Annotated in this window: 19 protein-coding genes, 3 tRNA genes and 5 pseudogenes; 3 read left to right on the top strand and 24 right to left on the bottom strand. The window is 68.0% G+C overall.

Translation table 11 applies throughout. The features are described from left to right. Positions 1-131: 131 nt before the first annotated feature. Complete coding sequence (locus KAE78_RS10125) at positions 132-1,370, top strand: IS256 family transposase (protein WP_411156023.1); 1,239 nt, start codon at positions 132-134, stop codon at positions 1,368-1,370. A gap of 242 nt (positions 1,371-1,612) precedes the next feature. Here the strand turns inward: KAE78_RS10125 and KAE78_RS10120 are convergent. From KAE78_RS10120 to KAE78_RS10035, 17 genes and pseudogenes are all read right to left on the bottom strand, one after another. Beyond that, positions 1,613-1,689 (bottom strand) — tRNA-Met (locus tag KAE78_RS10120). A 35-nt stretch (positions 1,690-1,724) separates the two neighbouring features. Next, positions 1,725-1,796, bottom strand: a tRNA-Thr gene (locus KAE78_RS10115). A 63-nt stretch (positions 1,797-1,859) separates the two neighbouring features. After that, positions 1,860-2,912, bottom strand: coding sequence for a M23 family metallopeptidase (locus KAE78_RS10110; protein ID WP_223170759.1), 1,053 nt, complete (start codon positions 2,910-2,912; stop codon positions 1,860-1,862). Between the two features lie 450 nt (positions 2,913-3,362). Then, positions 3,363-4,174, bottom strand: a pseudogene (locus KAE78_RS10105) (inositol monophosphatase family protein). Next, positions 4,143-5,270 carry a hypothetical protein gene (locus KAE78_RS10100; RefSeq protein ID WP_223170758.1) on the bottom strand — a complete coding sequence of 376 codons (1,128 nt, stop codon included), beginning with the start codon at positions 5,268-5,270 and terminating at the stop codon, positions 4,143-4,145. Before KAE78_RS10100 ends, KAE78_RS10105 begins: the two are co-directional and overlap by 32 nt. A 42-nt stretch (positions 5,271-5,312) precedes the next feature. Further along, positions 5,313-5,453 carry a hypothetical protein gene (locus tag KAE78_RS10095; RefSeq protein ID WP_223170757.1) on the bottom strand — a complete coding sequence of 47 codons (141 nt, stop codon included), beginning with the start codon at positions 5,451-5,453 and terminating at the stop codon, positions 5,313-5,315. Between the two features lie 61 nt (positions 5,454-5,514). Then, positions 5,515-6,111, bottom strand: a complete 597-nt coding sequence (locus KAE78_RS10090; RefSeq protein ID WP_223170756.1) for an enoyl-CoA hydratase/isomerase family protein — start codon at positions 6,109-6,111, stop codon at positions 5,515-5,517. A gap of 61 nt (positions 6,112-6,172) precedes the next feature. After that, a complete protein-coding gene (locus tag KAE78_RS10085; RefSeq protein ID WP_223170755.1) occupies positions 6,173-6,667 on the bottom strand; it encodes an FBP domain-containing protein in 495 nt (164 codons plus the stop codon). A gap of 9 nt (positions 6,668-6,676) precedes the next feature. Further along, positions 6,677-7,561 carry a bile acid:sodium symporter family protein gene (locus KAE78_RS10080; protein WP_223170754.1) on the bottom strand — a complete coding sequence of 295 codons (885 nt, stop codon included), beginning with the start codon at positions 7,559-7,561 and terminating at the stop codon, positions 6,677-6,679. An 81-nt stretch (positions 7,562-7,642) separates the two neighbouring features. Beyond that, positions 7,643-7,727, bottom strand: a tRNA-Ser gene (locus KAE78_RS10075). A 63-nt stretch (positions 7,728-7,790) separates the two neighbouring features. Then, a complete protein-coding gene (locus tag KAE78_RS18700; RefSeq protein ID WP_317451748.1) occupies positions 7,791-9,023 on the bottom strand; it encodes a GNAT family N-acetyltransferase in 1,233 nt (410 codons plus the stop codon). Between the two features lie 32 nt (positions 9,024-9,055). Further along, positions 9,056-10,378, bottom strand: a complete 1,323-nt coding sequence (locus tag KAE78_RS10060; protein ID WP_223170753.1) for a multidrug effflux MFS transporter — start codon at positions 10,376-10,378, stop codon at positions 9,056-9,058. Positions 10,379-10,493: 115 nt separating this feature from the next. Continuing rightward, a complete protein-coding gene (locus KAE78_RS10055; protein ID WP_223170752.1) occupies positions 10,494-11,651 on the bottom strand; it encodes a cystathionine gamma-synthase in 1,158 nt (385 codons plus the stop codon). Between the two features lie 55 nt (positions 11,652-11,706). After that, positions 11,707-13,097 (bottom strand): annotated as a pseudogene (locus tag KAE78_RS10050) (cystathionine beta-synthase). 70 nt (positions 13,098-13,167) lie between these two features. Continuing rightward, positions 13,168-14,106, bottom strand: coding sequence for a carbohydrate ABC transporter permease (locus KAE78_RS10045; protein WP_223170751.1), 939 nt, complete (start codon positions 14,104-14,106; stop codon positions 13,168-13,170). Then, positions 14,106-15,086, bottom strand: a complete 981-nt coding sequence (locus tag KAE78_RS10040) for a carbohydrate ABC transporter permease (protein ID WP_223170750.1) — start codon at positions 15,084-15,086, stop codon at positions 14,106-14,108. The genes KAE78_RS10045 and KAE78_RS10040 overlap by 1 nt, the downstream gene beginning before the upstream one ends. 211 nt (positions 15,087-15,297) lie before the next feature. Further along, the gene (locus KAE78_RS10035) at positions 15,298-16,584 is read right to left on the bottom strand and encodes an ABC transporter substrate-binding protein (protein WP_317451747.1); all 1,287 of its coding nucleotides are present in this window, start codon (positions 16,582-16,584) and stop codon (positions 15,298-15,300) included. 348 nt (positions 16,585-16,932) lie between these two features. Between KAE78_RS10035 and KAE78_RS10030 the strand changes: the two genes are divergently transcribed. Further along, entirely contained in the window at positions 16,933-17,937 is a 1,005-nt protein-coding gene (locus tag KAE78_RS10030; RefSeq protein WP_223170749.1) for a LacI family DNA-binding transcriptional regulator, read from the top strand. A 222-nt stretch (positions 17,938-18,159) separates the two neighbouring features. On the opposite strand, the pseudogene rplL reads toward KAE78_RS10030, so the two are convergent. The 3 genes and pseudogenes from rplL to KAE78_RS10015 all read right to left on the bottom strand — a co-directional run bounded on the left by rplL (position 18,160) and on the right by KAE78_RS10015 (position 20,398). Then, positions 18,160-18,545: pseudogene (rplL, locus tag KAE78_RS10025) on the bottom strand (50S ribosomal protein L7/L12). Positions 18,546-18,596: 51 nt separating this feature from the next. After that, a complete protein-coding gene (rplJ, locus tag KAE78_RS10020; RefSeq protein WP_223170748.1) occupies positions 18,597-19,112 on the bottom strand; it encodes a 50S ribosomal protein L10 in 516 nt (171 codons plus the stop codon). A 389-nt stretch (positions 19,113-19,501) separates the two neighbouring features. After that, the gene (locus KAE78_RS10015; protein WP_223170747.1) at positions 19,502-20,398 is read right to left on the bottom strand and encodes a hypothetical protein; all 897 of its coding nucleotides are present in this window, start codon (positions 20,396-20,398) and stop codon (positions 19,502-19,504) included. A 354-nt stretch (positions 20,399-20,752) separates the two neighbouring features. On the opposite strand from KAE78_RS10015, the pseudogene KAE78_RS10010 reads away from it, so the two are divergent. Beyond that, positions 20,753-21,430 (top strand): annotated as a pseudogene (locus tag KAE78_RS10010) (YqaJ viral recombinase family protein). A 580-nt stretch (positions 21,431-22,010) separates the two neighbouring features. Here KAE78_RS10010 and KAE78_RS10005 read toward each other — a convergent pair. From KAE78_RS10005 to KAE78_RS09990, 4 genes and pseudogenes are all read right to left on the bottom strand, one after another. After that, entirely contained in the window at positions 22,011-22,586 is a 576-nt protein-coding gene (locus KAE78_RS10005; RefSeq protein WP_223170746.1) for a hypothetical protein, read from the bottom strand. 94 nt (positions 22,587-22,680) lie between these two features. Further along, complete coding sequence (locus KAE78_RS10000; protein ID WP_223170745.1) at positions 22,681-23,889, bottom strand: signal peptidase I; 1,209 nt, start codon at positions 23,887-23,889, stop codon at positions 22,681-22,683. 8 nt (positions 23,890-23,897) lie between these two features. After that, a complete protein-coding gene (locus tag KAE78_RS09995; protein ID WP_223170744.1) occupies positions 23,898-24,503 on the bottom strand; it encodes a SipW-dependent-type signal peptide-containing protein in 606 nt (201 codons plus the stop codon). A gap of 148 nt (positions 24,504-24,651) precedes the next feature. Continuing rightward, a pseudogene (locus tag KAE78_RS09990) lies at positions 24,652-25,531 on the bottom strand (LysR family transcriptional regulator ArgP). Between the last annotated feature and the right edge of the window lie 59 nt (positions 25,532-25,590).

Raw genomic sequence — 25,590 nt, 5'->3', positions numbered from 1 at the left:
GCAGTCCAGCAGGACGCCAGTCAGATTTCGGGTCACGACCCCCGCACCGCCATACCAGCATGCATGTCTGGTTTTCGGTGTTTCTGGGTCGGCCTGACCGAAAGGAACAGGCCGTGATGGACACGACCGAGATGATCGATCCTGTGACGGGAGAGATCATCGATGAGCAGCAGCTCGCGGAGCAGTTGCTGAAGCAAGCGAAGGAACAGGGCGTCGACCTCGTCGGTCCCGACGGGTTGTTGAACGGACTCACCAAGCGAGTCTTGGAGACAGCGCTCGAGGCGGAGATGACCGAGCACCTTGGTCACGAGAAGCACCAGCAGGCTGAGAGCGGCAACATCCGCAACGGCAGCCGCTCGAAGACCGTGCTCACCGAGGTCGGTCCCGTCGAGATCGACGTGCCGCGGGATCGGGCGGGGTCGTTCGAGCCGAAGATCGTCAAGAAACGGCAGCGACGGCTCACCGGGGTCGACGAGATCGTGCTCTCGCTCACCGCGCGTGGGCTCACGACCGGTGAGGTCGCGGCGCACTTCGACGACGTCTATGGTGCGTCCGTGTCGAAGGACACGATCAGCCGGATCACCGACAAGGTGATCGAGGAGATGACCGAATGGCAGAACCGACCATTGGATCGCGTCTATCCGGTGGTGTTCATCGACGCCTTGGTGGTGAAGGTCCGCGACGGGCAGGTGCGCAACAAGCCGTTCTATATCGCCGTGGGTGTCACGGTGAACGGAGAACGCGACATTCTCGGGATCTGGGCCGGCGACGGCGGTGAGGGAGCGAAGTTCTGGCTCGGTGTCCTCACCGAGATCAAGAACCGTGGCGCCGAGGACGTCTGCATCGTCGTCTGCGACGGTCTCAAAGGGCTGCCGGAGTCGATCAACACCGCGTGGCCGCTCGCGACGGTGCAGACCTGCATCATTCATCTGATCCGGAACACGTTCCGGTTCGCGTCCCGCCACTACTGGGAAGAGATGGGCAAGGACCTCCGACCGGTCTATACGGCTCCGACTGAAGCGGCCGCCCGGGAGCGGTTCGAGGAGTTCGACGCGAAGTGGGGGCAGCAGTATCCGGCGATCAGCAAGCTCTGGCGCAACGCCTGGTCCGAGTTCGTGCCGTTCCTGGACTGGGACGTCGAGATCCGACGGATCATCTGCTCAACGAACGCGATCGAGTCTCTCAACGGCCGCTACCGCCGCGCCGTTAGGGCGCGTGGGCACTTCCCCAACGATGCCGCAGCGCTGAAGTGCCTCTACCTCGTGACCCGCTCACTTGACCCCACCGGTCGGGGCAGGGCACGCTGGGCGACGAGGTGGAAGCCAGCACTGAACGCGTTCGCGATCGCCTTCGAAGACCGAATCAACTAATGACCGCCGGCCCAGAAACACCGTTCATCGGACACACCCCGGCGTCAACCTGCAGAGGTAGCACCGCGTCGCTGGCGACAGTGACATCCGCGGCCTTCGATCACGACCTCAGGCGTCTCTTGATCATCCAATTCACCGTCACGCACCACTCGACGCCGCCACGATCACCATCGCGCACCAACGCAAAAACCATGCTGACCTGGGATAAATATCACCCCAGGTCAGCACGGTTCAACAGAATCTGGTAGCGGAGGCGGGACTCGAACCCGCGACCTCACGATTATGAGTCGTGCGCTCTCACCAACTGAGCTACTCCGCCGCGATGCATCCGAATCGAACGAAAAGAATGCTGCGAGCCCCGAGTCAGGATTGAACTGACGACCCCTTCCTTACCATGGAAGTGCTCTGCCACTGAGCTATCGGGGCGTGCTGCCCTCAGCGGGCAACCAGACGAGAATACCATCACAATGGCGTCCTCATGAAACCGGGCTAGTAGGTCCCGGCGTACTTGTTCATGAACGGCAGCGGGTCGACGTGCGAGCCGTTGATGAGGATCTCGAAGTGCAGGTGCGCACCGTAGGAGCGACCGGTGTTTCCGACCTTTCCGAGGACATCGCCCACCTTCACTTCTTGACCGGCGGTCACCTCCAGCGACCCGTACTGCATGTGCGCGTAGTGGCTCGTGACGTTCATGCCGTCGATCACGTGGTCGATGTAGACGTGCACGCCGTACGCGCCGCCGGCTTCGGATGCGATGCGCACCGTACCGTCGGCGATCGCCTGGATCGGCGCACCGCTTCCGGGCACGAGGTCGATGCCCTGGTGCATGCGGCCCCAGCGCATCCCATAGCGGGAGGTCATCGGCACGCCGACGAAGAACGGCCACTGGATGGCAGCGTTCGGGTCGTTCGTGTAGACGGTGTCGGAGTACCGGATGCCCTGCTGCGCCGCCAGCTCGACGAGCGAGACGGTCGAGTAGTTCTCGGCGGTGCGCGCCAGCGACTCGGTGGAGACGTCCTCCGGCGCGATGAAGGCCTGGATCTCCTCCTCCTCGATCACCGGGGCATCGGCCGAGGTGCTCGCGGCCAGCGACGCCATGGAGAAGGCCTGGGCGCCCTGGGCGGCGGCGACGGCCTCGCTCGGCAGCGTCATCGACACGGCCAGCAGCGTCGTCACGCCCATGACGGCGAACGTGGAGCCGGCCGTGACGAGCTTGCGCGCACCCTTCCGGTGGCGAGGCGGCACGATGTGCGCGGTGGCTGCAGGAGCATCATCGGATGCCGCGGCCTGCGGCATCGTGGGGATCTCGGACGTGCCGAAGATCCGGAGCGCCTCGTCGAAGAGGTCGGCCGTGTCGGATGCCGGGATCTCCTGCTCAGCGGGCGCCTCTTCCGCAGCAGCGGGCTCCGGCGCGGCGGCCTTCTGCGAAGCAGGAGCGGGCGCGGCATCCGATGTCTCGGTGGGAACGGCGACCGGGACCACGATGACGTCGGTCACCGGAGACGAGGCCACGGATGAGGTCACCGCCACCGCCGGAACCATCGGAGCAGTGCGGACGGTACGACGGGTCAGGGGTGACGCGGCCGCGGGAGCGGCGGGCGCCGGGAGCACTGCGGGCGCCGGACGGGCGGCGGCCTGGGCCATGCGCGCGGCACGGCGCGCGCTTGCCCGAGTCGGTGCCGGCGAGGCGTGCTGCGGGTCCTGCGCCACGGAGGCGGCGGACTGCGGAGAAGCCTCAGCTGGCGAGGAGAGCTCGGACGAGGATGCCGAGGAGGAGAGGAACGTCGATCCCGTGGGAGCGGGCGAGGCCGCGCTGTGGCGTCGGCTCGACCGTCGCGTGGGCGCAGGCTGAGCCTGGGGGGTATCGAACGTCAAGAAAGTGTCTCTCGGGCTGTCGGAATCGGGCTACTCGTGGCCTTGCATCGGGTTACAAAGATAACGATCAGGTAAACACTATCGGTCACAGCCTGGGAATGCCATGAACGAAACCGCTTATTTTCCCCCCGCAATGATCCTAACTAAATCATCGTGGAGTTGGGAACCCGCCGCGACGGTCATTCGGCGGGAGTTCTCCCGCTCGAACTGGCTGAACCGGCCACCGGCCTCGGTGACCAGGAGCGAGCCCGCCGCATGATCCCAGGGCTGGAGTCCGCGCTCGAAGTAGCCATCGAGCCGACCCGCCGCGACGTAGGCGAGATCGATCGCGGCCGCGCCCATCCGACGGAGGTCCCTCGCGAGCGGCATCACGGATCGGACCGTGGCGAGGTCGCCCTCGTGCGTCGCCGGATCGTAGCCGAAGCCCGTTCCGATCAGCGCGCCCGCGGGCGTCTCGGTCGAGGCCTGCAGGCGCGCACCGTCGAGCCATGCGCCTCCCCGCGCGCCGCCTGGAACAGCTCGCCGAGAGCGGGCGCGTAAACGACCGCCGCCTGCACCTCCCAGGCGTCGCGATCGACCGGACCCGTCACGGCGGCGATGCTCACGGCATAGTTCGCGATCCCCGCGGCATAGTTGACCGTGCCGTCGATCGGGTCGACGACCCAGGTGACGCCCGACTCCCCGGCGGTTCCGCCGGACTCCTCGCCGAAGAATCCGTCATCCGGTCGCACCGTACGGAGGCGTCCGCGGATCAACTCCTCGACCTCGCGATCGGCCTCGGTGACGATATCGGCGAGCGTCGACTTCGTCGCCGCCAGCGCGACGCCTTCCGCACGCCGCGCGCGTGCCAGGTCACCTGCCTCGCGGGCGATCTCGACGGCGAGGCGGGTCAGCCCTTCAGGGTCGGCCGCCCTGTGCGCATCGGTCACCGTCTCGCTCACGGCGCCGGGGCGGGAGGAGGCGGAGGCGGGAAGGATGCCGGATCCGTCGGCGTCGGCGTGGCGGGTTCGGCCGGCGCAGGAGGCGCCTCGGCATCCGCGCCCGCTTCGGCGCCGATGACCGGCTCCTCCCCGGGACCGTCTGCGGAGCCGGAGGAGACACCTCGGCGACCGGCGGCGTCGGGGTCGGGGTCGGGGTCGGGAACGACCCGGGGATCGGCGGGATCGGCGGCAGGGCACCCTGCGAGACCGGTGCAGGTGCCGTCGGCGTCGCCGGAACCGAGGCGATCGGCGCCGCGGCGGACGGGGCGGTCGACCAGGCGGGCGGACCCGCGAGAGCGCGCTGCTCGGCGGCGTAGTAGGCGTTCCAGTCGGGCGATCCGTCGGCGAGCGCCGGCAGAGGCGTGATGCCGTCGCCGTACGTCGGCCAGGGCAGCAGCTCGGGAGCGTCCGCGCGCGGCGGCGCCTTCGGGGCGAACAGCGCGTTCAGCAGCGGGATGAGCGTCGTGCCGACCGCGACGAGGATCGTCACCGCCACGACGATGCGCCAGTACATGTCGGAGTAGTCGATGTGGTGCGGGAAGGTCAGGTAGAAGACGACCAGCCCCACGAGGATCACGAGGAACGCGATCGTCGTGTAGTAGATGACCCGGGTGAAGGTCGTCACGTACCGCTGCGCCGCCGGACGGTACAGCCGCACGTGCACGAGGGCGAGCTGGAGAAGCCCGATCGCGAGCGCCAGGAAGAACACCCGTGTGGCGGGGTTGTCCGCGGAATCCGACGCCCAGGGCTGCCAGATCTTCACGGCGCCGACGAGCAGCGCGACGATCCACGTGATCATGCTGGCCAGGCTCAACCAGTCCGGGCGCTTCGAGGCGAGGCCGGCCTCGAGGATCGCGACCCCGGCGAAGCCCGCCAGCAGCAGGATCGTCAGGAAGGCGCGCGCGACGAGACCGTTCTGCGAGCCGAACAGCACCCAGAACACGCACACGAGCGCCGCGGCGATGAGGGCGCCGATCGCGACCCAGATCGCTCCGCGCATGAGGAGGGAGGAGGTGGTCTGCCGGGGAGTGGGCGATTCTGACATGCGAGTCCTCTCAAAGACCGTGTGCCCTCATCCTGCCATGCGTCAGCCGCGACCGCCCTTCCCGCCGGCCGAGGCGAAGGCCGCGACGCGGGCCCGGGCGTCCGCGGTGTCGAAGGATGCGCCGATGGAACGCGCCTCCTCCGCGAGCTGCTCGGCGAAGGTCCGCGTCGGCTGAGAGCGCACGAGCCGCTTGGCCTGCCCGTAGGCGGCGGTGGCGCCGGCCAGCCAGAACCGGGCGATCTCTTCAGCACGCTCGCGGACGGCGTCGGCGGTGGATGCGGCATCCGCCCCTCCACGACCTCGGCGACCAGGCCCCAGTCGCGGGCCTCCTCGCCGGTGAGCATGCGGTCCTGCAGGACGAGCTGCAGAGCGCGTCGCTCCCCACCGCCCGCGCCAGCTGCGCCGAGACGGAGAGGTCGGGGGTCAGCCCGATGTTCGCGTAGAGGCTGCCCAGGCGGGAGTTCGCCCCCACGACGGCGTAGTCGCCGCTGAGCAGGATGCCCAGGCCCCCGCCGGCGGTCGTGCCGTGCGCGGCGACGACGACCGGGACGTCGGATTCGACGAGCGCGCGGATCCCTTCATTGATCACACCGGCGAGCGCAGTGATGTCCTGCCCGCCGCTCATCGACTGCGCCATGTCGATCACGTCGCCGCCCGCGCAGAACGCCGGACCGGCCGCGTCGATGAGGATCGCACCGACATCGTCGCGCCCGACGGCATCCGTCGTCGCATCGCGCCAGGCGCGGGCCAGGTCGGCGTTGAAGGCGTTGAGGCGGGCCGGACGGTTCAGCGTCAGCCGGGCAAGGCCGTCGCCCCGCGTGTAGAGGATGGGCTCACTCATGACGTCTCCTTCGATGCGGTACTGAGTCCGACCTCACATGGGATCGGATGCCACCACCAGCCTACGGCACCGGCTCCCGCACGCGCCCGACGAAGTTCTCCATGCGGCGCGTGGTGCCGTCCAGGCGCATGTCGACCTGGCCGGGCGCCCGCACTTCGTTGGGGGCGAGCGGATGCGCCAGCCGCACGTTCTCGTGGCAGGACAGGTCGGCGCAGATGTAGGTGCCGACGCTGTCGCCCCGGCGACCCGCATCGCCCGTGCGCCGCGCCGTGAAGAGCCCCACCTGGTTACCGGGCTGCATCGTGTGGCAGATGTTGCACATGCCCGAGCGCATGCGACCGGGCCCGGAGGCGTGTAGCACCACACCGATCACCCGATCGTCCTCCTGCATGAGCACGTAGCCGCGCTTCGCCCCGCTCGGATCCCGCCAGGCGAAGAAGTCCAGGTAGTCCCAGTCGACCAGCAGGAAGTCGTGCGGCAGCCGCAGCAGCCGCAACTCCTCCTCGGAGGCGTTGACGAACGCCTCCCGCACTTCGGTCTCTGTCAGAGCGCGCATGACTCCAGTCTAGGAAGTCGGCCGAGCGGACGCCTTCGCGGCATCCGAGCCCTTCTGGATCTTTCCTCTCACGACGAATCCGAACGCGAACGCCACGAAGAACATCAGTACGCCGTAGACCGCTGCCGGCAGGCTCAGCTCCATCGACCCCAGCACAGACTGGGCGATCACGATCGCGAGTGTGGCGTTGTGGATGCCGATCTCGAAGGAGCAGGCGATCGCCTCACGGTCGCTCACACCGAACAGGCGCGGCACCCAGAAGCCGACCGCGAGACTGATCACGCAGAACAGCACCGTGATGCCGGCCAGGCTCAGGAAGTTGTCGACGAGCAGCTGCCAGTTCGTCGCGACGGCGCCGCCGATGACGACCACGAGGATGATGACCGACGCGATCCGCACCGGGCGATCCATCCGGTCGGCAAATCGCGGCCAGAAGTGCCGGACGAGCATGCCCAGCGCGACCGGCAGAAGCACGATCGCGAACACCTCGAGGGTCTTGCCCCACTGCAGTCCGAGCTGATCGTCGAAGGGCTGGAAGTACCAGATGGCGATGTTCGTAATGATCGGGAGCGTCACCACGGCGATCACCGAGTTCACGGCCGTCAGCGAGATGTTCAGGGCGACGTCGCCGCGGAACAGATGGCTGTACAGGTTCGCGGTCGTGCCTCCCGGGGAGGCGGCGAGCATCATCATGCCGACCGCGAGGACAGGGGGCAGCTGGAACAGCAGCACGAGGCCGAAGCAGACCGCGGGCAGCAGGATGAGCTGGCAGACGAGAGCGATGAACACCGCCTTCGGATGCTTCAGCACTCTCTTGAAGTCGCCGAGTGTGAGGGTGAGCCCCAGGCCGAACATGATGATGCCGAGGGCGACGGGCAATCCGATGGTGGTCAACGCTGATCCCATGGGATTCAGTGTGCACCAGGTCGCACCGCGGTGCCACATCCGGCACGGCTGGCGAAGTCAAGAAATCGGCGGAGGATAGGGGATTCGAACCCCTGAGAGCTTTCACTCAACACGCTTTCCAAGCGTGCGCCATAGGCCACTAGGCGAATCCTCCAGGGCCCCTGAGGGCCGCAGACCATCCTACCCTGCCCGCCGGCCCCTCGTGACCGGGCGGCTCTCAGGCAAGCCGGATGCCGAGCAGCAGCACGCCTGGAGCGGACGGCAGCCGCTCGAAGCCGAGCCGCTGGTAGAACGCCGCGGCGCCCGTGTTGCGCGGATCGACACCGACGTGCAGGCCCGGCACGCCGCGCTCGCGCAGCGCGGCGAAGAGGGCATCGGTGAGCTTCCGTCCGAGCCCCTGTCCCTGGGCCGCGGGCAGCAGGTCGATGTGCAGATGGGCGGGGTACTCGGCCGTCGCCGAGAGCGTCCCCGGTGCCCTCGCCCCGGCGTAGCGCAGGATCTCGGCCTCCCTCGACGGGATGACGGCATCCGACTCCGCGTACGCCCCTACGCGCGACGGCCACCACTCGTCGCGGAACCACGTCTCGAAGGCGTCGGTGTCGGCCACGCCCAGGACGTATCCGACGACCCCGGCGCCTGGCGCCTCGACGACCCAGGCGAGATCCGGATGCCGCTCGACATACGGCAGGGCGAACACGTCGGCCCACAGCCGGTCGTCGCGGAACATGCCCGTGGCATCCGTTCCGGCATCCGCCGTCTTCACGCACACCTCCGCCACCGCGTCACGATCCTCGTGACGGAAGGGTCGGATGCCGAAGCCAATCATGTCGTCTCCTTCTCCTGCGCGATCCCGCGCGATCCACGGCGCCGAGATCGCCGCGGCGACGAACGCCACTCCCGCGCCGACGAGCGCTCCCCCGATCGTGTCGGAGAGCCAGTGCACCGAGAGCACGGTGCGCGAGAACGCCATCGCGAGAACCCAGACGGCTCCGGCGACGGCGACCCACACCCGCGGGAAAACGACCCACAGCACGACCGCGATCGTCGCGGCGTTGGCCGCATGCCCGGAGGGGAAGGAGCCGAAGTCCGACAGCACGAGCATGTCTTCGGGGCGGCCTCGCCCGAAGAGGTTCTTGAGCAGTTGCACAACCGCGACGCTGGCGATGAAGGTCGCCAGGGCGAAGGCGAGCGCCCGCCAGCGCCGCAGCACGATCAGCAGAATCGCGATCGCCCCGGGCACGACGAACAGCGCGAACCGGCCGCCGCCGAGACGATCCAGTGTGCGAGCGAAGGAGACGGTCAGGTCTGAGCGCGCCTCGGTCATGAAGGCGTTCCACCACACGTCGACCGGGAGCGGGCCGTCGCCGATCGTCTGGACGATGAGCACACCGAGCCCGACCGCCAGGGCGAGGCAGGCGAGTCCCGAGGCCAGAAGAGTGCGCGACGTCATCGTCCCATTGTGCAGGGCGCTGCGCGGCGACACTAAGGATTCAGCATGCCGACCGCGCGCGGGCGCACGATGAGCCAGAGCGCGAGAACGCCGACGACGGCGCATCCGACCATGACCGACGCCATGGAGGTCGCGGTGGTCTCCCCGCTGTGGGTGACGGCCTCCGCGAGCGGCGAGATGATCGCGGCGACGCCGAAGTTGGCGGCACCGATGAGCGAGGCCGCCGTTCCCGCCGCCGCCGGGTGCCGGTCGAGGGCGAGCACCTGCACGTTGGGGAAGGTGAAGCCGCAGGAGACCATGAACAGGCTCAGCGTGACGACCGTTCCCCAGAGTCCGAGACCGAGCAGGTCGGCGACGATGATCGAGGTACCGAAGAACAGCAGTGCCCCCGTCGACCAGGCGAGCACCCACTGAGGGCCGAACCTCGCGGCAAGGCGTGCCGAGACCTGCACCGCGACGACCAGACCGAGGGAGTTCACGGCGAAGAGCAGACCGTACTGCTGGGCGTTGAGCCCGTAGGTCTCCTGGAAGAGGAAGGGCGAGGCGGCGAGGTAAGAGAACAGGCCCGAGAAGGTCATGCCCCCGATGATGAGAACGCCGATGTACACGCGGTCGGTGAGCACGCTCTTGTACCGCTGGCCCATCGTCATCGTTCCCACGACCCCGCCGCGGCGCTCCTTCGGCAGCGTCTCGGGGATGAAGACCACCGCGCAGACCAGCATGACCGCGCCATAGGCGGCGAGCACGTAGAAGATGCCGCGCCAGGGCATCACTGTGAGGAGAGCCGAGCCGGTCAGCGGCGCGATCACGGGGGCCGCGCCTGAGACGAGCGCGAGCCGCGAGAGCATGATGACCAGGCGCCGTCCGCCGAACAGGTCGCGCACGATCGCCATGGCGACGACGCCGCCGGCGGCCGCGCCGATGCCCATGAACACCCGGGTGACGCTGAGCAGCTCGAGATTCGGCGCCAGCGCCGCAGCGGTGCTCGCCAGCACGTGCAGCGCCGTCACGGCGATGAGCGGAACGCGTCGGCCCACCTTGTCGCTGAGCGGACCGACCACCAGCTGACCGATCGCGAACCCGATCATCGTGCCCGAGAGGGTGAGCTGGATTGCCGCCTTCGTCGTGTTGAAGTCCTCCTGCAGCACCGGGAACGCCGGCAGGTACAGGTCGATCGTGAAAGGACCGAGGGCGGTGAGGGCGCCCAGCAGGATCACGTAGAGCACACGACGGCGCGTGGGGATCGCGTCGCCGGGGTGGAGGACGATCGGGGCGGTCGCGGGGTTGGATCCGATGGTGCGGATGGCACCCGTCGAGGGGCGCGGCGAGGATGCAGGCGAAGTGGGGTCGGTCACAGAGCTTCCGGAAAGGAGAGAGCGGATGCCGCAGAGCACGGCAGAATCGAATCGATTCGAACTACGCTACAGGATATCTCTCCCAGGATGCCTGGTACCGCCCGGAATCGCCGGCTCAGCGACCGGCGATCTTCGCCAGCGCCTGCTCGAGGTCGGCGATGAGGTCGCCGGCTTCCTCGATGCCGACCGAGAGACGCACCACGTTCTCGGGGACGGCGAGTTCGGTGCCGCGGACGGAGGCGTGCGTCATCTCCGGCGGGTAGCCGATGAGCGACTCGACGCCGCCCAGCGACTCGGCGAGTTGGAAGAGCTCCGTCGCCTCGGCGAAGGCGCGAGCGGCGCCGGGACCGGCGGCCAGCCCGAAGGAGAGCATCCCTCCGAAGCCGCTCATCTGGCGTGCGGCCACCTCGTGACCAGGATGGGTGGCCAGCCCGGGGTAGAACACCGTCGCGAACTCGGGCCGGGCCGCGGCCCACTCGGCGATCGCGGTGGCGTTCTCGGTGTGCTGCCGCATCCGGACCGCGAGGGTCTTGACCCCCCGGGTCGTGAGCCAGGCATCCAGCGGAGCCGAGACGGCGCCGACGGCGAACTGCTGGAACTTCACCGCATCGACGAAGCGGTCGTCGCCGAAGACGACGGCGCCGCCCAGCACATCGGAGTGGCCGCCGAGGTACTTGGTCGTCGAGTGCACGACCACGTCGGCGCCGAGCGCCAGCGGCTGCTGCAGTGCCGGCGAGGCGAAGGTGTTGTCGACGACGACGGTCGCACCCGCGGCGTGCGCGAGCTCCGCAACCGCGGCGATGTCGACGATCTTCAGCAGCGGGTTGCTCGGCGTCTCGATCCACACGATCTTCGTCTCGGGTCGGATGCCGCCACGCACCGCATCGAGGTCGGACAGCTCGACCGTGCTCGTCTCGATGCCCCACGGGCCCCACACCTGGGAGAGGAGCCGGTGCGTGCCGCCGTACACGTCGTTGCCGAGCAGCACGTGGTCGCCCGGGCGCAGCAGGGCGCGCAGAAGGGCGTCCTCGGATGCCAGGCCCGAGGCGAACGACAGCGCGCTCACGCCGCCCTCCAGCGCCGCCAGCTGCGTCTCCAGCGAGGTGCGCGTGGGGTTGCCCGCACGGTTGTACTCGTAGCCGCCGCGGAAGCCGCCGATGCCGTCCTGCACGAACGTCGAGGTCTGGTAGATCGGCGGAATGATCGCACCCGTCGTCGGGTCGAACTCCTGGCCGGCGTGGATGGCGCGCGTGGCGAAGCTGTGGTCGGACATGTCTCTCAGCCTACGTCGGAGGAGGTCGTCAAGGGCCGTCGTATTACGCCACGCGTCAGTGCGAGAGGTGGGCCAGCAGGTCCTGCCGGGTGAGCACCGTGTGGGGCTTGCCCTCCTCGGTCACCAGCAGCGCGTCGGCCTCCGCCAGCGCCGCGCGCGCCTGGGCGATCGAGTCCCGGATGCCGATGAGCGGCATCGGATCCGAGACATGGACGCCCACGGCATCCGCCGGCTTCGCCTCGCCGCGGAAGAGCAGATCCAGCAGCCCCTTCTCATCGACCGTGCCGACGACCTCACCCATCATGACGGGCGGCTCGGCACTGAGTACGACGAGCTGCGAGACGCCGAACTCGGTCATCATCTCGATGGCCTCCAGCACCGTGTCGGTCGGGTGCGCATGCACGAGGGCGGGGATGTCTCCTCTTCCCGGCCCTGAGCCTGCCGAAGCGCCCGCGCCTCGAGCACATCGGCCACAGTCTCGCCCTCCGGTGCCTCGGCGAAGCCGTAGGCGCGCATCCAGGAGTCGTTGAAGATCTTTCCGAGGTATCCGCGACCGCCGTCGGGCAGAAGCACGACCATGACGGCCTCGGCCGGCAGATCCTTCGCCACGCGCAGGGCGCCGGCGACGGCCATCCCGCTCGAACCACCCACGAGGATGCCCTCCTCCTCGGCGAGCCTGCGGGTCATCGCGAACGACTCCGCGTCGTCGACGGCGACGATCTCATGCGGGATCTTCGGATCGTAGGCGCCCGGCCAGATGTCCTCGCCCACTCCCTCGACGAGATAGGGACGACCCGTGCCGCCCGAGTAGACGCTGCCCTCGGGATCGATGCCGATGATGCGCACCGCGTCATCCGACACCTCCCGCAGGTACCGGCCCGTGCCGGTGATCGTGCCGCCCGTGCCGACACCGGCGACGAAGTGCGTGATCGTTCCGTCGGTGTCGCGCCAGATCTCCGGCCCGGTGGACTCGTAATGGCTGCGCGGGCCGTTCTGGTTCTCATACTGGTTCGGCTTGAAGGCGCCCGGGATCTCCGCGGCGAGACGGTCGCTGACGCTGTAGTACGACTCGGGGCTGTCGGCGGGGACGGATGTCGGCGTCACGACGATCTCGGCACCGTACGCCCGCAGCACATTGATCTTGTCCTCGCCGACCTTGTCGGGGAGGACAAACACGCAGCGGTACCCGCGCTGCTGTGCGACGAGGGCCAGCCCGACACCGGTGTTGCCGCTCGTGGGCTCGACGATCGTGCCGCCGGGCTTCAACTTGCCCTCGGCCTCGGCCGCGTCGATGATGCGTGTGGCGATGCGGTCCTTGCTCGACCCGCCGGGGTTCAGGTACTCGAGTTTGACGAGCACCGTGCAGGCGATGTCTTCCGTGACCCGCTGCAATTTGACCAAGGGCGTGTCGCCGACGAGCTCGACGATGTTCTCCGCATATTTCACATGCTCCAGCGTACGCGGCGGGGCCGGATGCCGCGGAAAGAAGTCGCGGCATCCGGCTCACGCCCGTCGGTCAGCCCTTCGTCGAGCCGGCCAGCAGTCCGCGCACGAAGTAGCGCTGCAGCGCGAAGAACACGATCAGCGGCACGATGATCGAGATGAATGCTCCCGCCGGCAGGATGTGCGTGTTCCGGCCGAAGTTTCCGACCATCTCCGCCAGTCGCTGTGTGAGCGGGGCGACTTCGACCGTTCCGCCCGAGAACACCAGCGCCACCAGCAGGTCGTTCCACACCCACAGGAACTGGAAGATCGCCATGCTCGCCAGAGCAGGCACCGACAGCGGCAGGATGATCCGGAAGAAGATCTGCGTGTGGTTGGCGCCGTCCACGCGCGCGGCCTCCAGCACATCGCCCGGTATCTGCGCGATGAAGTTGTGCAGCAGGAACGTCATGAGCGGGAGCCCGAAGATCGTGTGGGCGACCCACACGGCCGGGAAGGTGCCGCTGATGCCCAGCACCTGCGAGAAGATCTGCAGCAGCGGAATCAGCGCCATCTGCAGCGGCACGATCTGCAGCGCGAAGATGATGATGAAGATCCAGTGCGCCCCCCGGAAGGGGATCCAGGCGAGAGCGTAGGCGGCCATCGCGCCCAGCACGATCGGGAAGAGCGCGGAGGGGATCGCGATGACGAAGGAGTTGATGAAGTACGAACCCAGGTTCGCACTCGACGCCCCCGAGGCGAAGAGCACCTCCGCGTAGTTATCGAGCGTGAACGACGGATTCGTGAAGACCGTCCACCATCCGGTCGAGCGGATGTCGTTGGGCGGCCGGAAGGACGAGACGAACAGCCCGAAGGTGGGAATCGTCCAGATCACGGCGATGATGATCGCCGCGGCGGTCGCCCAGGGCGAGGTCAGCGTCTTCTTGACGCGCGACGCCTTGGACCCACGGCGGACGGTGACCGCCTCGGTGTTCAAGTCCTGCCCGGACACATTAATCGGCGCGATGGCCATCAGCGCACCTCCCTCTGCTTGCGCATCACTCTGACGTTGTAGATCACAATGGGCAGCACCATGATGAAGAGCACGACCGCCAGCGCCGAACCCTGACCGAACTCGCCGCGGTTGAACGCCTGCGTGTACATCTCATTGGCGATGACGCTCGTGTTGAAGTTTCCGCCGGTCATCGCTCGGACGATGTCGAAGACCTTCAGGGTCGCGATCGTGATCGTCGTGACGACCACGACGATCGTCGGACGGATCTCGGGGATCGTGACGTTCCGGAACTGCTGCCAGGCGTTGGCGCCGTCGAGCTTGGCCGCCTCGATGCGTTCGACCGGAACCGCCTTGATCGAGGCCGACAGCAGCACCATCGCGAAGCCGGTCTGGATCCAGATCATCACGATGATGAGGAAGACGGTGTTCCACGGCGAGTTGATCAGCCACTGCTGCGGCGTGCCGCCGAGCCAGACGACGAGCTGGTTGAGGATACCGATCTGCTCGAAGCCTTCGGCCCGGTACTCGTAGACGAAGCGCCAGATGATACCCGCGCCGACGAAGGAGATCGCCATCGGCATGAAGACGAGTGCCTTCAGCGCCTTCTCGCCCTTGGACTTGTCGATGAACACCGCGTAGGCGAGCCCGACCAGCGTCGAGAACGCCGGGACGAGCGCCACCCAGAGGAAAGTGTTGCCGAGGACGATCAGGGTGTTCGGCTGGGTGAACATCCAGACGAAGTTGTCGAGGCCGACCCACTCGCCGCGACGGTCGGTGAAGGCGAGATACGTCGTCCGGATCGCCGGGTACACGAGACCCACGATCAGCAGGATGAGCGCCGGCGCGAGGAACGCCAGGAGTTGGACGACGTCGCGGCCTCGCTTGGGTGCTTTATCCGCGAGGAACAGGACGAGGCCGATCACCGCGATGAACACGACGAGGCCGATGCCGAGCAAGCCGAGTTTCTCGGCGGTGGATCCCCAGAAGTCACCTCGCATCGCGCATCACTTCCCTGCGTTCAGCGTCGACCGAGGGCCGAGAAGTCGTGGACGGGCGCACGCGATGCTGCGCGCTGCCCTCATCTGAATGGGTCGTGAACAACGCTGTCTCCCCCATATGTCGAGGTCAATACCGATGGATCAAGGCTGGGGGCGGTGGGGCGCCCGGACCGCGACTGCGGTTCGGGGCGCCCCCTCGTCCCCCGGTTTACTAGGGCCAGGTGCTGTCGATGAACGCCAGCAGCTGGTCGGTGTTGACCGTTCCGACGACCCAGTCGTTCATCCCGGTCCAGAAGGAGCTGGTGCCGACCGCGGCCGGCATGAGGTCGGATCCGTCGAAGCGGAACACCGTGTCCTCCGCCTGCAGGATCTCGATCGCCGCACGCCCGAGCTCACTCGAGGCCAGCGACGGGTCCAGTCCCTTGTTCGCGCTGATCACGCCACCGATGTCGACCCGGAGGTTGGCCCAGGTGTCGGTGGCCAGGAACTGCTGGACGGCGTCGACGGCCTCCGACTCGACGAACTTGGCGACGAACTCGCCACCACCGGTGACCGCGTCACCCGCCGCCGCGTCGTACTTCGGCGTCAGGAACGCCCAGATGTCGCCGTCCGGCGAGACCGTCGTGCCCTCGGGCCACTGCGCCTCGTAGAACGAGGCCTGGTGATGCATCGAGCAGTTCCCGTCGAGGATCGGCAGTCCGCCGTCGTTGAACGTCGTCGAGACGATGGACTCGACACCGCCGAAGCCGCCGTTGACGTAGTCGGGGTTCAGCAGGATCTTCTCGACCTCTTCGAAGGCCTTGCGGATCTCGGGATCGGAGAACTTGACCTCGCCGACGACCCACTGGTCGTAGACCTCCGGTCCTGCGGTGCGCAGCACGAGGTCCTCGACCCAGTCCGTGCCCGGCCAGCCGGTCGCGTCACCGGAGCCGAAGCCGACGCACCAGGGGCGGTAGGTCGCGGTCGAGTCCTCGGCGAGCGTCGCCGTCAGGGTGAGCAGTTCGTCCCAGGTCTCGGGGATCGAGACGCCCTTGTCGGCGAACTCGGCCGGCGAGTACCAGACCCAGCCCTTGACGCTGGCCATGAGGGGCGCCGCGTAGAAGACGTCGTCGATCGTGCCGTAGCCCTTCCACGACTCCGACCAGAACTCGTCGACATTGGCCTCGACCTCGGCGGATGCCGGGAGCACGTAGCCGTCGGAGACGAGACGCTCCAGCAGACCGGGCTGCGGGATGATCATCAGGTCGGGCGGGTCGCCGGCGGCGGCCCGGACGTTGATCTGCGTCTCGGCCTCCTGCGTGCCCACGAGGTTGACGTCGATGCCGGTGCAGTCCTCGAAGTCGAAGAAGGTCTCGGCCATCTGATCGAGCTCGACGCCTTGGATCGTGGTGTACAGCTCGACGCTCTCGCCGCTGAACTCACCGTAGGCCTCGTAAGCGCTGCAGTCCCCGCTCGGACCCGCACCAGGATCGGTGCCCCGCCGTTGCCGCCACCGCATGCGGTGAGGGCGAGCGACACTGCGCCGACGGATGCCGCGACAGCCGCGATCCGGCCGCCTTTCTTTCTCATCATGTGATTCTCCTCTTCGAGTGGTGCACAACGGTCCGGGTACAAGCGGTGTCCCGCCGCATGTCAGATCTGCGGCGACGAAACCGGGAACCGTTTCCAGCGCCCAAGCTATTCCATGATCGAGCCCCGGCACAACAAGCGCCGCCGAACTGTAATACAAGCGCTATACCCGAGATGTAACCGCTTGCAGTGTCGATGAGCATCGTTCAGAGAACCGCAACCGGTTCCATCTTTATGGGGGTCGCGCTAGTCTCGGATGGTTCGGAGAGGAAGTCCCATGGCCGGTATCGCCGACGTCGCCGCGCTTGCGGGCGTCTCGAAGTCGACGGCCAGTCGTGCTCTCTCCGGACGAGGGCACGTATCCGCGACGACGCGCGCGAAGGTCGTCGTCGCTGCCGAGACACTCGGCTACGTCCCGTCGACGACGGCGGTGAGCCTTGCCACCGGTCACACGAACAGCATCGGCGTCATCATGCCGTATGTGACCCGGTGGTTCTTCGCCGAGGTCCTCGAGGGCGTCCAGCAGCGACTCCTGGAGGAGGGGCTCGACCTGACCCTCTACGACGCGAAGCCGGGCACGGCCGCCCGGGCGCGCGTCTTCGACGACTTCCTCGCGCGGAAGCGCTTCGACGGGCTCATCGCCATCGGGCTCGAACCCGAGGACCGAGAGCTGGAACGACTCCTGGCCATCGGATGCCCGCTCGTCAGCGTTGTGGGGATCGCCGGCTCCGTCAGCGTCATCGCCGTCGACGACGACTACGCCACCAGGCGCGCCACCGAGCATCTGATCGGCCTCGGGCACGAGTCGATCGCATTCCTGGGCGGCGGAGGCGGCGAGCACTGGCCTCAGGTCGAGCGCCGAAGGCTGGAGGGCTACACCGCGGCCATGGAGGACGCCGGACTTGCCGCGCACATCTCGCACATCCGCGCAGCAGCCTCCCTGCCCGCCAGCTACAACGCGGCCGTCGATGCCCTGGGAGACGTGCGCAGCCGCCCGACGGGCATCGTCGCCGTCAGCGATGAGGTCGCCGTCGGCGGGATCATCGCTGCGCGACGACTGGGCATCCGCGTGCCGGGCGATCTCAGCGTCGTCGGGATCGACGACCACGAGTACGCCGAGATGTTCTCGCTCACGACTCTCCGGCAGGTGCCGCGCGAGCAGGGAGCCGCGGCCGTCGACCTCCTGCTCGCGCACCTCGCCGATCCCGAGAAGCCGCCGCAGACCATCCACATGAAGGCCCGTCTGATCGTCCGCAGCTCCACGGCGGCGCCCCCGGAGTAGACGCACGAATGCCCCGGAACCGTGGTTCCGGGGCATTCGATGAAGCTCTTCGACCGAACACCGCTCAGCGGCATCCGATCCTGCTCCTTGAGGTTTCGACTCGCTCGCTGAACTTCTCACGCACGAGACGAGAGGTTTCGACGCGCTCGCGCTTCGCGCGGGCTCGCTCAACCTGAGTCGCAGAGGGCTCAACGCCGCTACGCGGCAGTGAGCCCTCCCGACTCACTTGAGGGTGACGGAGGCGCCGGCCTCTTCCAGAGCGGCCTTGGCCTTCTCTGCGGTCTCCTTGTTGGCGCCCTCGAGGACAGCCTTGGGGGCACCGTCGACGACAGCCTTGGCGTCGCCGAGGCCGAGCGAGGTGAGCTCGCGGACGACCTTGATGACCTGGATCTTCTTGTCGCCTGCGGCCTCGAGAACGACGTCGAACGAGTCCTTCTCCTCGGCGGCCTCGGGGCGGCACCGGCGGGCGCGCCTGCGGCGGCAACGGCGACCGGAGCGGCAGCGGTGACGTCGAAGGTCTCCTCGAAGGCCTTCACGAACTCGCTGAGCTCGATGAGCGTGAGCTCCTTGAACTGGTCGAGCAGCTCTTCAGTGCTGAGCTTAGCCATGATTTATCTCCTGCTTTGTTGGGGTGTAAAGGTGTTGCTTCCGCAGCCCGATCAGGCGGCGGCGTCCTGCTTCTCACGCAGCGCCTCGACCGTACGGACGGTCTTGGACAGCGGCGCCTGGAAGAGGGCGGCAGCCTTGGACATCGAGGCCTTCATCGCGCCGGCGAGCTTCGCCAGCAGGACTTCACGGCTCTCGAGGTCGGCGAGCTTTCCGACTTCCTCGGCGCTGAGCGGGTTACCGTCGAAGTAACCGCCCTTGATCACGAGAAGAGGGTGTGCCTTGGCGAAGGCACGAAGACCCTTCGCGACGGCGACCGGGTCACCGTGCACGAATGCGATGGCCGACGGACCCTTGAGGTCGTCGTCGAGCCCCGTGATCCCTGCGTTGCTCGCAGCGATCTTGGTCAGCGTGTTCTTCACCACGGCGTATTCCGCGTCCTGCCGGATGCTGTTGCGGAGCTCACGGAGCTCCCCCACCGACAGACCGCGGTACTCGGTCAGCAGAACGGCGGTCGAGTCCTCGAAGTTCTTCGTGAGCTCGGCAACCGATGCGTCCTTCTGCGCCATGGCCACTCCTTGTGTATGCGAGATGCGTCACGGTGGTGAAGCATCGGCCTCAGACCCACGGCGGGAAACCCGGCAAAAGAAAAAGGCCCCGGCGCAAGCGCACGGAGCCTGGTCATCCCGTTCGGGATCGGTTCGTGTCACCTGCGCAGGCCCTCTGCTCTCACAGAAGCTTCGATCGCTGTGCACTTGCGGGCACCACGATGACCGGCGGTCTTCGGTTGGTACTACTTTACGGCATCCGCCCCTCTCCCCCAAATCGCCCGTCCCCACTCCCCTTACTTCCCCGCCGAGTGCACCATCTCTTCGCGACTGCACCGGTTGTCCACGTCGAAGAGATGGTGCACTCGGCAACAAGCAGTGCGTTCGACGGGGGGGTGACGGTGGAGCGCTCACGGGGCACGGATGCCGAACGCGGCCAGTCTGCGCCCGAGATGATGGTGGGTCCGGATGTGCGGCGTGCTCCAACGGGCGAAGCGTCGCTGTGTGCGACCTCGGATCCAGTCCTCGCGCTGCTTCTCCGCCAGCACGACATCCTCGATGCTCCTGCCCCTGCGCATCGCTTCATCGCGATACTTCGTCTCACCGTCGAACTCACCGAAGGCGCCCACATCGTCCAGCCCGAAATCGACCTCGAAGGTGTTCCCGTGAGGCCCCGGAATCACGACCTGCAGACTCGGCGCGGCGAAGCCCAGCTGCCACAGCTGCAGCCTGCTGACGCTCTCGCCGGGCAGCTGCGCGCGCCCGTCGGCGAACTCCGCGACGAATCGCGCCTGTCGGATGCCACGCGCCCCCTGTCCCGCGTCGATGCGCCGCTGCAGCCCGAGCCGCCAGACTGCTCGCGCGTCGTGATCCCACTCCCGGCCACGCAGAGTCACTTTTCGCTCGGCGGCATCAGCGGCGCTGATCGCAGCCTCGATCGGCAGCGTGCGGATCAGATCGAACACAGTACGCGACAGGGTCGCGCACAGGATGCCGTCGACGACCGTGACGTCGTCGGGCGGAAGCGCCTCGACGTGCCGCATGACATCGGGGCCGCTGGAGTTGCGCAACGGCGCAGCGGTCGTGGTGTGCACGCGTTCCGGATGCATCCGGAACAGCGGAAGCTCGTGCAGCACCCCCGCCGATGTGTACGACATGGGGGCACGACTTTGGGCATCTCGAGCGACGGCGATCACATGCGCCCGATGCCTGTCCTCGGCCCAGAGCTCGTCCCACTCGTCCTGCGCCATGTACCAGCCTCGCCTGATCTGGTGCAGTCGCTCGGCATCGAGAGCAGTTGCCAGCATCCGATCACTCCACCCCTCTGAGAGCAGACTGCGGCGGGAACGAATCCTGGGCGACATCGACGACACGGAGTTCTTCATCGCTCCATGCTGAAACGTGACGCCCGGCCACCGGGGTGGATCTCTCCCGAAATGAACAACTCACGCATTCGCGCGATTGTGGAGAAGCGGTCGTCCTCCGCCCTCATCGCCGAGTGCACTACCTGTCGCCGAACGCACCACCTTGCGCACACCAATACATGGTGCATTCGGCGGCAAGTGGTGCACTCGCGGGTCATGAATGACGCGAAGGGGCGAGTGGCACGGATGCCGCGAGTCCGGTCCGGTGGCGTCGGCGATGCCGGGTAGGGTCGAGGCGTGACCCCGGAACTTGAAGCGCGCATCGTCGCGGACTCCCGCGACCGGGTCGCGTGGCTGCGCGCACGCTCCCAGGGGATCACGGCGACAGACGTCGCAGGCCTGACCGGCGAGAAGTCGATCGCACGGGCGGCCGATGCGAAGCTCGGCGGCTCGCGCTTCGGCGGGAACGCCTACACCGATCACGGCCGACGGCGCGAGCCCGAGATCGCCGCCTGGGTGGCTGCGACGCACGGCATCCGCCCGTCCTCCGCGCTGTTCCATGCCGAGATCGAGCGGCGGCATCTCGCCACCCCGACGGCGTGGCCGTCGACGGCGACGGCCGGGTGCTGCTGGCCGAGATCAAGACGACGAACAAGTCGTGGCGCACGATCCCCGCACGTACCTTCGCCAGGTGTGGTGGCAGCAGCATGTGCTCGGCGCCGAGCGGACGCTGTTCGTGTGGGAGGAGCACGAGGACTTCCGCCCCTGCACGACGAGCCGAAGTCGGTGTGGATCGACCGCGACGACCGCGAGATCTCTCGGCTCGTGAACCTCGCGACCGGCCTCATCGACGAGCTCTACGCGCGCACGACCGGCAATCCGGTGCCGTCCCGCCACACGCGAACGGATGCCGCGAGTCGCCGGGAAGCCCTCCGCGAGCGCGACATCTTCCGAGCCCTCGCACTGGCGGAGTAGGCGGCTGCTCACTCGACGAAGTGCCATTGCGCGCTAGCCGTGAGGTGGCACGGTCAACTTGGCAGGACCTGCAGCGTGCACGTACCTGTGCCGAGGAGGGCAGGGAATGTCGCGTCGGCCACCAACCAGTCCGAGACCCAGCCGCTCGAGTGCTTCAACCGGATCGCGAACCGTTTTGAACCCCCAGGAGCCCGCTGAGCAGTCCGCCCTGGACAACCGTCGTGTAGGCGCTTGGCGTGCCGGTAGTGGTGACCGAACCGAGCAAGGCGCCGAGAATGGGATCCAACACACCGTCGACTACTTGCCCGTACTCGGCATTCGCCGATGTGTATCCGCTGAACTCCGCCGGAACCCGCCACCGAACCGTCAACTGAGCACCGACGACGAGAATGTTCTGCGCCGAGCACTCGGGTGATCCCAGGGCACCGGTGTCGGAACCGTGATCGCCGTGAAGGTCCCGCCGCGAGCTCCCCGTCGGTGAACGCCGCCTCGGTCTGCTGCGCCTGCGGCACGAGCGCCACCCCGGCCAGCAGAGCGAGGCCCGTCGCCGCGACGAGCACCCGCCGCGTCCGCCCGGCGCTCATGCTCCCTCCCCGGACTGGTCCTCGGTTCGCGCGCGACGTCCGGCCACGAGCATGAGCACGGCGATGAGCACGAGCACGATCGCACCGGCGGACAGCAGGCGTGGGACGACCGGCGACAGGCCGGTCGGGGGCAGGGGCGTGGAAGGGTCCACGGTGACGGTCTCCCCCGCTCCGATGGCGTGGACCCGCACCGCCGTGACGCCCTCCGCGGCCCCGTCGCCGAGCGAGATCGACAACCGCAGCCGCGCAACGTCCGTATCGGTGACCTCCGCCAATGCCGTCATCGCATCGTCGCGCGGCAGGTCCCATCCGGCGCGCAAGGTCGTCGCCCCGCCCGGGCACTCGTCGACATCCCACTCCTGGAGGCAGAGCAGCGCGTCCACGACCAGCGGCGCGTCGCCCGACGCGCTCACCCCTATCGACACGGTTCCCGGTTCCGGGGCATCGGCGCTGATGGTCAGGTCCCACTGCACGACGTCCTCGGGCAGCAGGTTCGCCGCGCTCTGCCAGTCGGCGACCGACACGATGCGCAGGAACTCCCCTGCACGACCTCGGTCACCGGCGCACCCCACGCCGCCGTGGCACCCCCGCCTCCGACCAGCACGAGCAGCCCCGTGCCGAGGAGGGTTCGACGGAAGGACAGGACACCAGGGTCGGGTCGGGGTCTCATGGCGAGGGATCACCCCGCTTCGACGCGCGCGGCCAGAACGCCCAGACGACGAGAAGCGACGCCCCGACTGTGAGCGTCCCGAGCACGAAGGGGTTGCCGAACGCGGCGATCACCGGGGCCAGCCCCGGAACCGAGAAGCGCACGATCCGAACCGACTCGACCTCGTAGGGAAGCGGGTCGTCTGCGGCGTTCGCGTCGCCGCGCAGGGTGATCACGCGCGTCGCGGCATCCGTTCCCGCCTCGACGGAGGTGACGCGGTGGGTCACCGGGAGCAGTCCCTCGCGATCGACCGTGACGACGTCTCCGACGGAGATGTCGGATGCCGGTACACGCTGCACGACCGCGACCGATCCGGCGGGGATCGCCGGAGCCATCGATCCCGTGCGGAACATGATCAGGGTGATGTTCATCGTGTAGGCGACGACGACGAGCACCAGGCACACCACTCCGGCCGCCGCAGCGCACCAGAGCAGGAGCTCACACAGGATCCTCCCCAGGTGCGGGCGGGCGCGACTCGCCGACGGCGCCTGCTCGCGCCGTTCCCGTCGAGTGAGCGTGCTCTGCGTCATCCTCTTCTGCGCCTTCGTCTCAGCCCGTGGTTCCGGCGAACGTCCAGCTCTGCGCGCCGCTCTGCCCTTGAGCGCCGTTGTCGGCGTCTGCGGGGAGGGTGACCGCGAAGCAGTAGTGGACGGGACTCGCGCCTGCCGCGGCGAGCGTCTGCGGTGACGCGCCGTGTGCAGTGAGCATCGATCCTGCGGCGACGACCACGTCCCCGGACGCATCGTACGCGGAGGCATCGCACGTCGGCGTGGGACGATCCGCACGCCGTACCGCAGGTAGGGGGCGAGTGCGCCGCTCGGCGTGCCCGCCGCCAGGCTGACGCTGCCTCCGACCGAGTCGTCGAGCGTCTTGACGGAGAACAGCGCGTAGGTCGTCGTTCCCGGGACCATCGCCGTCGGCGCCAGCTGGAAGTTGAGCGTCGCGGGGGTGCCCGACACGGCGTGGTCGACGAAGTCGGCCCCGTCGATGCTGCCCCAGATGCCGAAGCTGCCCGAGTCGAACGTGGCGGTCGCGTGCTCGGAGTCGTTCCACGCCGCGAGTGTCCCGGCGGCGCCCACGCCGAACACCACGCCTGCCGCGAGCAGTGCGCGTATCCGACGGGAGCGCCGACGTCGAGCCTCCCGCATCCGACGGCGGGTGGTCATGGCCGGACTCAGTTCGATTCGGCCGTGAACTGCCAGGTGCCGGTGGCGGTCTCGCCCTGGAGCAGCCCGTCTTCGGCGGTCACGGCGAAGCAGAGGTGCACGGCCGCACCGGGATCACTGCCTGCTCCCACGGCGAGCGCGGTGGGGGCACCTGCGGTGAAGTCGGCGAGATCGTCGCCGGAGGCGATCACGGTGCCGGATGCCGTGGCGTCGCAGTCCGCGGTCGGCCCGATCACCTGGACCTCGTAGGAGAGGTGGTCGGCGTTTGCCCCGGTTCCGGTGGCTCCTGCTCCGGTCAGGGTACCTGCGGTCGTCGTGGCGGCGTCCAATCTCACCCAGAACGAGGCGTAGACGACATCCGTCGGCGCCAGGTTCTCGGCGAGCGGGAGGGTGAACTCGAGCTCGGCCGCCGCTCCCGCCGTCGCGTGGTCGTCGAAGTCGTCGGTCGCCGAGGTCGTCGAGCCCTCGAGGTTGAACGATCCCGCGCCGAACAATCCGGTCGCGAACTCGGAGTCGTTCCATGCCGCGAGCGTGATCGCCGCGCCGACACCGAGGACGACGCCTCCTGCCAGTACCGCGAGAACTTTGCGTCGCTTTGTTGCTGTGTTGTTCATCAGGTGCCCCTCTGCACACGTGTTCGGATAGGAGCGCAGAGGCCGCCGGGGCGACAACGGCACTTGTCCATATCATGGCCCATCGCCGACAGCGCGACAAGCGCGACGTGCATATGCCGTCATGAATCCTCAGCCGGCAGGGAACGATTCAGGGTTCCAACCGCTCGCGTGCTTCGGCGGCGACTTCGGCAGCGACCTCGTCGAGGAGTTCAGAGCGCAGGTTCCACTGCTGCCAGTGAAGGGCCACCCGCATGGGCGGGCCGCCCAACCGCACGAGCCGCCCCGGCGTGACCTGCAGCTGCGGCAGCATCCCCATCCGAGACCCAGCTCCACGGCGCGCGCGAAGTCGTACGACGCCGGCACGTAGTGGCGCGGCACGCCCGGCGCGGCGACGCCCTGCGCCCGCAGCCAGTCGCGCTGAAGGCTGTCGCGCCGGTCGAAGTCGACGAAGGGTGCGTTCTCCAGCGCGTCGGCCCCGACGCCGTCGGGGAACCACCGTGCGACGTACTCGGGCGTGGCCATCGCCTCGTACTCGAGCACGCCGAGGCGCGTCACCGAGCATCCGGCGACCGGCTCGCTCTCGCTCGTGACCGCCGCCATCACGGTGCCCGATTCCAGCAGCCGCGCGGTGAAGTCCTGGTCGTCGCGGTGCAGGTCGAAGTCCACGCCGAGACGCTCGGACAGCCGCGCGAGCGGCGGGAGGAACCAGGTCGCCATGGAGTCTGCGTTGACGGCGAGCGGGACGCCGATGCGGCGGCCGGCGGCATCCGGCTCCGTGCCGAAGGACGCGAGCGCATCGTGCTCGAGCAGGGCGATCTGGCGCGCCAGCCGCACGACCGCCTCCCCGCGTCGGTCGCCCTGGCCGGCTTCGAGCGCACGACGAGCACCCTCCCGAGTTGCTGCTCGAGCGACTTCAGGCGCTGACTGACGGCCGACGGCGTGATGCGCAGCCGTCGGGCGGCCGCGTCGAGGGTGCCCTCGTCGATGACCGCGGCGACCGTGGCGGCGAGCTCCGGAGTGATGATCACTTAAGCGACACTAATGGTTCTGTAGGAATCTTCGCTGGAGTTCATGACCCGATCGACCT

The sequence above is a fragment of the Microbacterium sp. NIBRBAC000506063 genome (genome assembly GCF_017968845.1).
Lineage (GTDB): Bacteria > Actinomycetota > Actinomycetes > Actinomycetales > Microbacteriaceae > Microbacterium.
Note: the sequence above shows the minus strand (reverse complement) of the source record. Positions and strands in the feature narration are given on the sequence as shown.

Bases quoted from the DNA above. Each gene is read 5' to 3' on its own strand.
- KAE78_RS10090 (WP_223170756.1), bottom strand. From the start codon at position 6,111: ATGAGTGAGCCCATCCTCTACACGCGGGGCGACGGCCTTGCCCGGCTG.
- KAE78_RS09995 (WP_223170744.1), bottom strand. From the start codon at position 24,503: ATGAACAACACAGCAACAAAGCGACGCAAAGTTCTCGCGGTACTGGCA.
- KAE78_RS10030 (WP_223170749.1), top strand. From the start codon at position 16,933: ATGGCCGGTATCGCCGACGTCGCCGCGCTTGCGGGCGTCTCGAAGTCG.
- rplJ (WP_223170748.1), bottom strand. From the start codon at position 19,112: ATGGCGCAGAAGGACGCATCGGTTGCCGAGCTCACGAAGAACTTCGAG.
- KAE78_RS10110 (WP_223170759.1), bottom strand. From the start codon at position 2,912: ATGGTTCCGGCGGTGGCGGTGACCTCATCCGTGGCCTCGTCTCCGGTG.
- KAE78_RS10015 (WP_223170747.1), bottom strand. From the start codon at position 20,398: ATGCTGGCAACTGCTCTCGATGCCGAGCGACTGCACCAGATCAGGCGA.
- KAE78_RS10035 (WP_317451747.1), bottom strand. From the start codon at position 16,584: ATGCGGTGGCGGCAACGGCGGGGCACCGATCCTGGTGCGGGTCCGAGC.
- KAE78_RS10055 (WP_223170752.1), bottom strand. From the start codon at position 11,651: ATGTCCGACCACAGCTTCGCCACGCGCGCCATCCACGCCGGCCAGGAG.
- KAE78_RS10085 (WP_223170755.1), bottom strand. From the start codon at position 6,667: ATGCGCGCTCTGACAGAGACCGAAGTGCGGGAGGCGTTCGTCAACGCC.
- KAE78_RS10040 (WP_223170750.1), bottom strand. From the start codon at position 15,086: ATGCGAGGTGACTTCTGGGGATCCACCGCCGAGAAACTCGGCTTGCTC.
- KAE78_RS10125 (WP_411156023.1), top strand. From the start codon at position 132: ATGATCGATCCTGTGACGGGAGAGATCATCGATGAGCAGCAGCTCGCG.
- KAE78_RS10000 (WP_223170745.1), bottom strand. From the start codon at position 23,889: ATGACCACCCGCCGTCGGATGCGGGAGGCTCGACGTCGGCGCTCCCGT.
- KAE78_RS18700 (WP_317451748.1), bottom strand. From the start codon at position 9,023: ATGACGTCGCGCACTCTTCTGGCCTCGGGACTCGCCTGCCTCGCCCTG.
- KAE78_RS10100 (WP_223170758.1), bottom strand. From the start codon at position 5,270: ATGTCAGAATCGCCCACTCCCCGGCAGACCACCTCCTCCCTCCTCATG.
- KAE78_RS10045 (WP_223170751.1), bottom strand. From the start codon at position 14,106: ATGGCCATCGCGCCGATTAATGTGTCCGGGCAGGACTTGAACACCGAG.